At 47.1% G+C, this 9,259-nt stretch carries 7 protein-coding genes; 1 reads left to right on the forward strand and 6 read right to left on the reverse strand.

The window, feature by feature from the left end; genetic code table 11:
* A partial coding sequence (locus KDK18_RS09885) for a hypothetical protein (RefSeq protein WP_257254736.1) occupies nucleotides 1-504 on the reverse strand: 504 nt, incomplete at its 3' end.
* Between the two features lie 351 nt (nucleotides 505-855).
* Entirely contained in the window at nucleotides 856-2,412 is a 1,557-nt protein-coding gene (locus KDK18_RS09890) for a hypothetical protein (protein ID WP_257254737.1), read from the reverse strand.
* A 430-nt stretch (nucleotides 2,413-2,842) separates the two neighbouring features.
* On the opposite strand from KDK18_RS09890, the gene KDK18_RS09895 reads away from it, so the two are divergent.
* Entirely contained in the window at nucleotides 2,843-5,242 is a 2,400-nt protein-coding gene (locus KDK18_RS09895) for a hypothetical protein (protein WP_257254738.1), read from the forward strand.
* Between the two features lie 77 nt (nucleotides 5,243-5,319).
* Here the strand turns inward: KDK18_RS09895 and KDK18_RS09900 are convergent, their stop codons facing one another.
* From KDK18_RS09900 to atpA, 4 genes are all read right to left on the reverse strand, one after another.
* Nucleotides 5,320-5,745, reverse strand: coding sequence for a F0F1 ATP synthase subunit epsilon (locus tag KDK18_RS09900; protein WP_062260759.1), 426 nt, complete (start codon nucleotides 5,743-5,745; stop codon nucleotides 5,320-5,322).
* 103 nt (nucleotides 5,746-5,848) lie between these two features.
* Nucleotides 5,849-7,225: a F0F1 ATP synthase subunit beta gene (gene atpD, locus KDK18_RS09905; protein ID WP_257254739.1), complete on the reverse strand. Its 1,377-nt coding sequence runs from the start codon at nucleotides 7,223-7,225 to the stop codon at nucleotides 5,849-5,851.
* A 42-nt stretch (nucleotides 7,226-7,267) separates the two neighbouring features.
* Complete coding sequence (gene atpG, locus KDK18_RS09910) at nucleotides 7,268-8,128, reverse strand: F0F1 ATP synthase subunit gamma (protein WP_257254740.1); 861 nt, start codon at nucleotides 8,126-8,128, stop codon at nucleotides 7,268-7,270.
* A gap of 56 nt (nucleotides 8,129-8,184) precedes the next feature.
* Nucleotides 8,185-9,259 (reverse strand): F0F1 ATP synthase subunit alpha (gene atpA / locus KDK18_RS09915; protein ID WP_257254741.1); only part of this gene is annotated, 1,075 nt, incomplete at its 5' end.

Genomic DNA, 9,259 nt, shown 5'->3' on the forward strand with positions numbered 1-9,259 from the left:
GTTTAATGGAAATAGTGCTGGTTGGAGGCCACCTTCATTATTAAGGTGCGGGGGATGAGTATTAAGAAACGTCGCCCTTGCCCAAAGATATTTCAGCTTTTTGTTAGCGCCGGAATAGTTATCCTCACTGAGATTAAAAGGAGCCAGATTGTAATGATCAATCATTGCTTTCTGATCGTACCCGGGAATCGGTATTCTCTTCATCCGCGTATTAAAATTGCTGCTGATATTACTTTGACTTGATGATAAATCCGTAGAGTTTTCTCTCTCAGCTTCTGTGTCGCCTTCAGCATTAACGTCTGATATATACTTGCTTATACAAACTGCCCACATCGTGACCAGACTCAGTGCACTTGCGAACGCTACATAATCACTACATTCTAATTGTCTTGAATACGATTGTGCAAATTGTCCGTAACTATTCTCCCCGGCAAAAGTTATTCCGTTGTGAGTGACAACAATGGATAACAGCACCGCAGGAAAAATCCCTAAAACTCGTCTCATACTTATACTCCTGTAAAATAACCGCGTTAAGTTCAGAATCCATTAATAAAGACTCCGTAACACTCAAGAAGGCCAGGAGTATAGTATTTATTTAGACGGCCAATAATATTTAAATGATTTATAAAAACTAATTATTATGAAGTATTTTACATTGCGTGGGCATTGAATGTTTAGCAATTTGATAATCAACCGGAATCAACCGATCTTGGTAGATGGAGATGTTTAACTAATCTCTTCATTCCTTGTAGCCCGCCATTTGTTGTAGGCTAGTTTATCGCTGCTACGTTCCATAACCCCATTATCAAAAGGGAGGTTAACATTTCATCTGCAACCTCCTTTTAATTGAGCTCATTATTCCCTGACCAGAATTTCAAAGGTCTTTGAATCAACTAAAGCGTGGGAGTCTCCACTTGGTGTTGCAAATGAAGCTTTACAGACTTTATCCTTCTTAAAATACTTTCCGAAGGTTTTAAAACCGTTATTCACAAAACGGCAAAAATATTCCGGCACCTTGCTGATTTCTTTGCCTGAACTTGCAACGCTATAACCGGCAATAATAGCCTTATCAGGCAGATCATTCTCAAAAGCCTGCCAGCGAATATTACCTTCAACCATAGGAGTCAGGTAATCAGAAGCGATGCTGCCATCATCATTCGTGGCGACGTAGCCACTTTTTCCTGAAGTACCAATGTATCTGCAGTATTTATTGGATCCCTCCCCGGCCAGTGAGCCCAGAATAAATTCTTTATACGGTTTTCTGGGGGAGCAAAAGTATTCCTGAACTTCAGTTTTAATTGCCCCTTTATTCTCTTGTGATGGCACTTTCTGCCATATCACGGAAGATTGTCTGCTTTTATGGGCCTTCTGCCGAACAGGAACAAAGTGAGATATATCGCCCGCCGGGTTTGCTTCGGCTGTCAGGCCTGCGCATCCATACCCACCGCTATGAGCCCCATCGTTGTACCATTCGGTTCCGGGGCTGGCGTCGTTTTTACACAAGCTTTCATGACGCAGGCTTCCAGACAGCATCACTTCTGATGCAAAGGTTACTGGTTGCCCGGGCGATTCCTGAAATCGGTAGGAGACTTTGTCATAAGTAACATTGATCTGATAATACTTTTTGTCAGTGACCAAAATGTCTCTGGGTAGCAAAGTTTCATCCCCCAAAGATTCCAGGAAATAATCTTGTTTTCGACTCGACAAAAGGCATCCGCTGACGTTATCGGGTGTATTGGCCAGCATACCAACCAAGGTACTGGTTTTGCCATTCAACATAAACTTGACTCGACAGAACCCGGTCAGTTGCTGATCATTGCAGCGGAACTTTTTGGTGAAAGGTGCCGGCAATGGAGAAATACAAAATTGGGTTGCAGATCCATAGGGATAAGCCGGATCATAGGCTGTGTTCAATGGAAATAGTGCTGGTTGGAGGTCGGCATTATCAACAAGGTGCAGGGAATTGGTATCAAGGAAAGTCGCTCCTGCCCACAGATACTTCAGCTTTTTCTCTGGATCAACATAGTTATCCTCGCTAATACTAAATGGAACTAGATTGTATTGATCGATAATTGTTTTCTGATACTCCCGGGGAGCCGACGTGGCTTGCAACAGTTCGCTTAAATTACCGCTGACATTACTCTGACGTAATGGGAAATGATCGGGATTTTTTGTCTCTGCTTTCGCGTGGCCTAAAACTTGTATCGAGGAAGCAACCCCGATCATGTAACCTGCTGCAAAAAATAACACACCCGAAGCCGCCAGCGCCTCATAAAGCTTTTTATTTCTTGATTGTTCTGAATACGCGTACGTACGCAATCCGATGCCTTGCTCAACCGCAAAAACTATACCATCGTAAGTGATGAGAATGGACAACAACGATACGGGTAAAGCCCGTAAAACTCGTTTCATACTTTAAGCTCCTTGACGTTGAGATCCTCCCTGACCTAAACAACGAGAATTCCTACAACCAGGCCGTCATACACGACCGCATGTATCACTTACCCAATATCGGGATACGCCTTGTTCGGCAATCTGCCCCAACCCTCGGATTTTTGAAAAACACGAACAGAAAACGGAAGGTATTTTTCTTTTCCTGTCAGGTAGAGTAATCACTAAAAACGCCTGACGGGGAAAAGTTAGCACAGGGCGTTTACTTTGCAAGCCGAGCTTACATCCCCGTTCTCAAATTACGAGATTTTAAGCTGATTCAATAAAAATTAATTCTTATAAAGTTCAACTATAATTGGCAACCTGAAGTAAAATCATAAACAGGCTATTAAGGTACTATGGTTATTAAAAAACTGATGGGCAGCGTTAACAAAAGCTCTACTAATAAGTGTTGCATCAAAAAAAAAGTCAATTTAAAGCACTTGTACTCGCTCTTTTGTATACAGCCTCTCCGGTTCAGGCAGGAAATGAGGAACAGAAGCACTCTTACCAGCTGGTAAGAAAAAAACTGCTGGATATCTATCTGCAGATTAAAAGCGGCCATGATGCTGATTCAGCTAGAAACGTATTGCCTGCAACCTATATTTTTGCCCTGTGGTCGAGATGCAGAGACAATTTTAATTTTTACACTCACGTAAGGGAGGATCTGACAAGGTGTGATTACAATAAAAAAACGTATAACTACCTTGAACTGGAAAAGTCGACCGTACGCTTTGCAACTCAGGCCTCTAACGTGTTAAGCCTTCACGACCTGCTTGAATATGAACCTGAAGATCCCAACGCCACTCCTTCTTTCTGGCATTACGTTGATCGTAGAGACGTTGAAGATAAAACAGATATAACCGGGCTACTTTTTCAGTACTTCACTGAATACCCCGAAAAACTGATACAGCTTCTTAATTCAGACATTATTCATCCGCTGCCCGGTTTTTTTTCAAGACGTGACAATACGTCAGAGCTTTATTCAATGGCTATACAAATAAGGCTTATGCTCCTTAACAATGAGGACTCTGTACCGAAACCGCCAAGCGACTTTCTCCTGGCCTATTCGGTATCACCCGTTTGTGGTCCAATGCAGTCAGATCAGGCAGAAAGTAGCGATCAGGAATCAGAAAAAAAATTGATAGCGTTGACACATCAGGAAGAAGGTTTCGTTGGGAGGCTCGTCGATGCGCTTGGCCTGGGTGAGGATTTCACCCTGGCTGATCTTTTTGAACGTTTATCACAAGAACTCAGTACCACTCATTTCGACAATATGACAACAGCTGACCTGTTAGACATTATTAAACAGAAGCCAGCCAATGCCGAGACCGAATTGGCTGCCTGGGAAATGCATAAATTATCCAGCTCGGTCATTCAACTAAAGGTAGCAGTGTTTGAAATCATAAAATCAACTTACATGGACCCACTTATCCTTCTGCAACGGAGACGGACAAAGAGGTGGATGCAGGACCCGGACCTGGAGTTGGAACGGCAACGGAAATTTGTACGGGAACAGGAGAAAGCCCTGAGACTATTTGTCAACCGGCACATATCAAGTATTTATGCTTTAGTCCGACTTTTACCCGATCACAATGAGACACAGCTGGCTTTTAACCCCCAGGATTTTGTTATGCTGAGTGCAGTCAGCTATTCGGCTCTGAAAAACTCTGCGAACAAATATAAAAACGGGCAAGCCCAACAGCAAGGGCGTAGCACAGAAAACCAAGTCTTCCCTTTTACATCGACACCTGATTTCACAGGTCTCAACGCCGATCATCGCAGCAGGAATGACAGCGAAAAACCCCGGGGATTCTTTATGATCAGCGCGGGTAAAGAAAGACTTCCAGAAGGAATCAAGGAGGTTGTTGTTAACTCTCCAATAACAGCACCTGAGTTGCTTAATGAAGGGGTTGCCAGCCTTGGCACGGACGACCTGAGCATTTCGAAAATGCTGCAAGTGATGTTCAGCATTGGTTTTCTGCGCCCCGGTTACAGTGAGATTGATGTCGTAAACTTCATTGCTGCTTATAGCTACTCTCCCCTGCACACCGCACTCTGGGTATCAATCTTTCATGCGATTGGCATTGGCAACGCAACGGTTCATCCCCATATGCATTACATAGACGGTTATCAAAGAAAATTCATATTTAACCACCTGGCCCGTGAAGATATTGCGAACCGGCTATCAGCTATTCATCAAACACTCAACACGAAGACCACAGATGGGTCTGAATATACCCGGCAACTCAATGAATTTCTCGAACAAAAACAGCTGACATTGGGCGATACTCCCGGCGATGGACACTGTTTTACCCATGCACTGGCACAGCAATTACCCGATTACGATGAAGAAAGCGTCAGGCGTGAGTTACAAAACTATCTTGCCTCCCCCTCAAGCTATCAGGGCTATGTTCCCGAAAGCATTATGTCTTTAGCCCCAGAGCTTTTAGCCCAAATATCATCGGACGGGCCAGAGGGCTGGGTGGATATATCCATGGCTGCCTTCGCTTCTCTGGCATTCGGCAGAAGAGTTGTTGTAATACACCCGCAATTCAACCATAGCCCTGATTTGCAGGTGACCGTATGGAACCAGGGCCAGCCGGAAGAGATTAACCCTGCCGATACACCTCAATATATTGATAATGCGTTGATGTTAGTATTCATCAATACAAACCACTGGACTTATGCCTATCACGAAGATCCGTTCTCCTGGCAACCCAACAACATTAATGCTGACGAATTGACTGATGTTCCATCTCTGGAAAATAACTTAGGGAGCAACGGGCTCCGATTTTTAATGGCACAATAAGAAAGACAAAATACTTCATTTTTTCAGGCAAAAAAAACCCGGAATCAACCGGGTTTTTTTTATAAGACGCAAGTTGCTTATTTACCAAGCTTCTTGCGAATGGCCTGCAGAGTACGGAGCTGGGCAGCAGCTTCAGCCAACTGGGTTGCCGCACGGGAGTAATCAAACTCTCCGCTCTGATTAGTCAGCTCCTGTTCAGCCAGTTTCTTGGCTTCTTCAGCAGCAAGCTCATCCATATCGTCTGCACGCAGGGCCGTGTCAGCCAGAACCTTAACCTGATTAGGCTGCACTTCCAGAAATCCACCTGAGATGTAGAACACTTCTTCTTCACCACCCTGAGTGATCAGGCGGATTGGTCCCGGGTTCAGATCAGTCAGCAGAGGCGCGTGTCCGGGGGCAATACCCAAATCACCCAGAGAACCGGTAGCAATAACCATCTCTACCAGTCCGGAGAAGATCTCCTCCTCGGCGCTAACGATGTCACAGTGAACCGTGATCGCCATTTGTGTCACCTCCTCTTATGTTCACGAATGAACGTTAAACCGGAAATGCAGGAGCCATTTCCGGTGCGGGGTGACGCTCATGAAAAACAGAGCGCCCCGGACATTACATGGACTTGGCTTTCTCGATCGCTTCGTCGATTCCACCGACCATATAGAATGCCTGTTCAGGCAGGTGATCGTATTCACCAGCCAGAATCCCCTTGAAGGCACTGATGGTGTCTTTCAGGGAAACGTACTTACCAGGCGCGCCGGTGAAAACTTCCGCGACAAAGAACGGCTGAGACAGGAAACGCTCAATCTTACGAGCACGGGTTACGGTCTGTTTGTCGGTTTCAGACAGTTCATCCATACCCAGAATCGCAATGATATCTTTCAGCTCTTTATAACGCTGCAATACAGTCTGTACACCACGAGCTACGTCGTAGTGATCCTGACCGATGACCAGAGGATCCAGCTGACGGGAAGTAGAGTCCAGAGGGTCGATCGCAGGGTAGATACCCTTGGAGGCGATGTCACGACTCAAAACGACTGTCGCATCAAGGTGCGAGAAGGTGGTCGCCGGAGACGGGTCAGTCAAGTCATCCGCTGGTACGTATACGGCCTGGATAGAGGTGATGGAACCGGTCTTGGTAGAAGTAATACGCTCCTGCAGGACACCCATCTCTTCCGCCAGAGTTGGCTGGTAACCTACCGCAGAGGGCATACGACCCAGCAGAGCAGAAACTTCAGTACCCGCCAGGGTGTAACGATAGATGTTGTCGATGAACAGCAGTACGTCACGACCTTCGTCACGGAATTTTTCAGCCATAGTCAGGCCGGTCAGGGCAACACGCAGACGGTTTCCCGGTGGCTCATTCATCTGACCGTAAACCAGAGATACCTTGTCGATTACGTTGGAATCGGTCATCTCATGATAGAAGTCGTTGCCCTCACGAGTCCGTTCACCGACACCCGCGAAAACAGAGAAACCGGAGTGCTCGATCGCAATGTTACGGATCAACTCCATCATGTTTACGGTTTTACCAACACCGGCACCACCGAACAGACCGACCTTACCACCTTTCGCAAAAGGGCAGACCAGATCGATAACTTTGATGCCGGTTTCCAGCAATTCGTTAGAAGCGGACTGCTCAGCGTAGCTGGGTGGTTTGCGGTGGATGGACGCACGCTCTTCTTCGCCAATAGGTCCCTTTTCATCAATAGGGTTACCCAGAACGTCCATGATACGACCCAGAGTCTTGGTACCTACAGGCACCTGAATCGGCTCACCAGTGCTAGTCACTGTCAGACCACGGGATACACCTTCGGTGGAACCCATGGCGATAGTACGAACAATACCGTCACCCAGCTGTTGCTGAACTTCCAGTACCAGATCTTTGTCTTCGACGTTCAGAGCATCGTAGACTTTGGGAACACTTTCCCTGGGGAATTCGACGTCAACGACGGCGCCGATGATTTGTAAGATACGACCACTACTCATAGCCTTTCCTCTACCCTTTAATCTTTTATACAGCCGCCCTATTTAAACCGCTGCAGCGCCACTGACGATTTCGGACAGTTCCTGTGTGATTGCAGCCTGACGAGCCTTGTTGTATACCAACTGAAGCTCATCGATCAGATTGCCGGCGTTATCGGTTGCGTTCTTCATTGCAATCATTCGAGCGGCCTGCTCACAGGCGTTATTTTCAACTACTGCCTGGAATACCTGGGATTCGATATACCTGACCAACAGTCCATCCAGCAACTGTTTGGCATCAGGTTCATAAAGATAATCCCAGGGTCTTTTCAGCGACTCATCTTCATCTGGAACCAGAGGCAATAACTGCAGTACCTCGGGAGACTGGGTCATGGTGTTGACGAAGCGGTTGTGAACAACATACAAGCGGTCGATTTCGCCGTTTTCGTACTTGTCCAGCATCACCTTTACACCACCGATCAGATCAGCAATGTTGGGTGAGTCACCAATGTGTGTTGTGGCTGCCACGACGTTACCGCCGTAACTACGGAAAAATCCAACTGCCTTACTGCCGACCAGGCAAAGATCTATTTCAGCACTCTGTTCTTTCCACTGAGACATACTCTCAATGGTTTTCTTGAACAGGTTGATGTTCAGACCTCCACAGAGGCCCCGATCTGTGGAAATGATGATAAAACCAACACGCTTCACCTCACGTTCTGTCATGAAGGTGTGCTTGTACTCGGCATTGGCATGAGCAACATGCCCGACGACATGACGGATACGTTCAGCGTAAGGGCGGCTGGTTTCTCTCCGCTCCTGAGCTTTTCGCATCTTACTCGCCGCCACCATTTCCATAGCGCTGGTGATCTTCTGCGTACCTTTTATGGACGATATCTGCGTCCGGATCTCTTTTGCGCCTGCCATTGTGTTTCCTCAGCTACCTTTAACGGCTACCAAGGCAGCCGTCAGCCATGAGCCTGTTACCAGGACTGGGTGGCCTTGAACTTCTCAATAGCCGCTTTGATACCCTCTTCAATTTCACCGTTGTAATCCCCAGATTCATTGATGCGAGCCATCAGCTCACCGAATTCAGAGTTTACAAAGCTCAGCAGGGCAGCTTCAAAGTCCAGGATCTTATTTAACTCAACGCCTTCCAGGTAGCCTTTTTCAGCGGCATAGATGACAACACCCATGTCAGCAACAGACATTGGCGCATACTGTTTCTGCTTCATCAGTTCAGTAACACGCTGACCGTGCTCAAGCTGCTTACGGGTCGCTTCATCGAGGTCAGAAGCAAACTGAGCAAATGCCTGCAGTTCTCGATACTGAGCCAGAGCCAGACGGATACCACCGCCCAGTTTCTTGATGATCTTGGTCTGAGCAGCACCGCCCACACGGGATACAGAAATACCGGCATTCATCGCAGGACGGATGCCCGCATTGAACAGATCGGTTTCCAGGAAGATCTGACCGTCGGTGATAGAGATTACGTTGGTCGGTACGAATGCCGATACGTCACCTGCCTGAGTCTCAATGATAGGCAGAGCCGTCAGGGAACCGGTCTGGCCCTTCACTTTACCATCGGTCAGCTTTTCAACGTGCTCTGCGTTTACACGGGAAGCACGCTCCAGCAGACGGGAGTGCAGATAAAATACGTCACCCGGGTAAGCTTCACGACCCGGTGGACGACGCAGCAACAGGGAGATTTGACGATAGGCCCAAGCCTGTTTGGTCAGATCATCATAAACAATCAGGGCATCTTCACCCAGATCGCGGAAATATTCACCCATTGAGCAACCGGCAAAAGGAGCCAGAAACTGCATGGATGCCGGATCGGAAGCACCCGCAGCCACTACAATGGTATGTTCCATTGCACCGTGCTCTTCCAGTTTGCGTACCACGTTGGCGATAGAAGACTGCTTCTGGCCAATCGCTACGTAGACACACTTTATACCGGTACCTTTCTGGTTGATGATCGCATCGATGGCCAGAGCGGTCTTACCCGTCTGACGGTCACCGATGATCAGCTCACGCTGACCACGACCAACAGGAACC

This window comes from Endozoicomonas sp. SESOKO3, from assembly GCF_024606255.1.

Excerpts from the sequence above, each read along its gene's own strand:
- KDK18_RS09890 (WP_257254737.1), bottom strand. The coding sequence starts at position 2,412 with ATGAAACGAGTTTTACGGGCTTTACCCGTATCGTTGTTGTCCATTCTC.
- KDK18_RS09900 (WP_062260759.1), bottom strand. The coding sequence starts at position 5,745 with ATGGCGATCACGGTTCACTGTGACATCGTTAGCGCCGAGGAGGAGATC.
- atpD (WP_257254739.1), bottom strand. The coding sequence starts at position 7,225 with ATGAGTAGTGGTCGTATCTTACAAATCATCGGCGCCGTCGTTGACGTC.
- atpG (WP_257254740.1), bottom strand. The coding sequence starts at position 8,128 with ATGGCAGGCGCAAAAGAGATCCGGACGCAGATATCGTCCATAAAAGGT.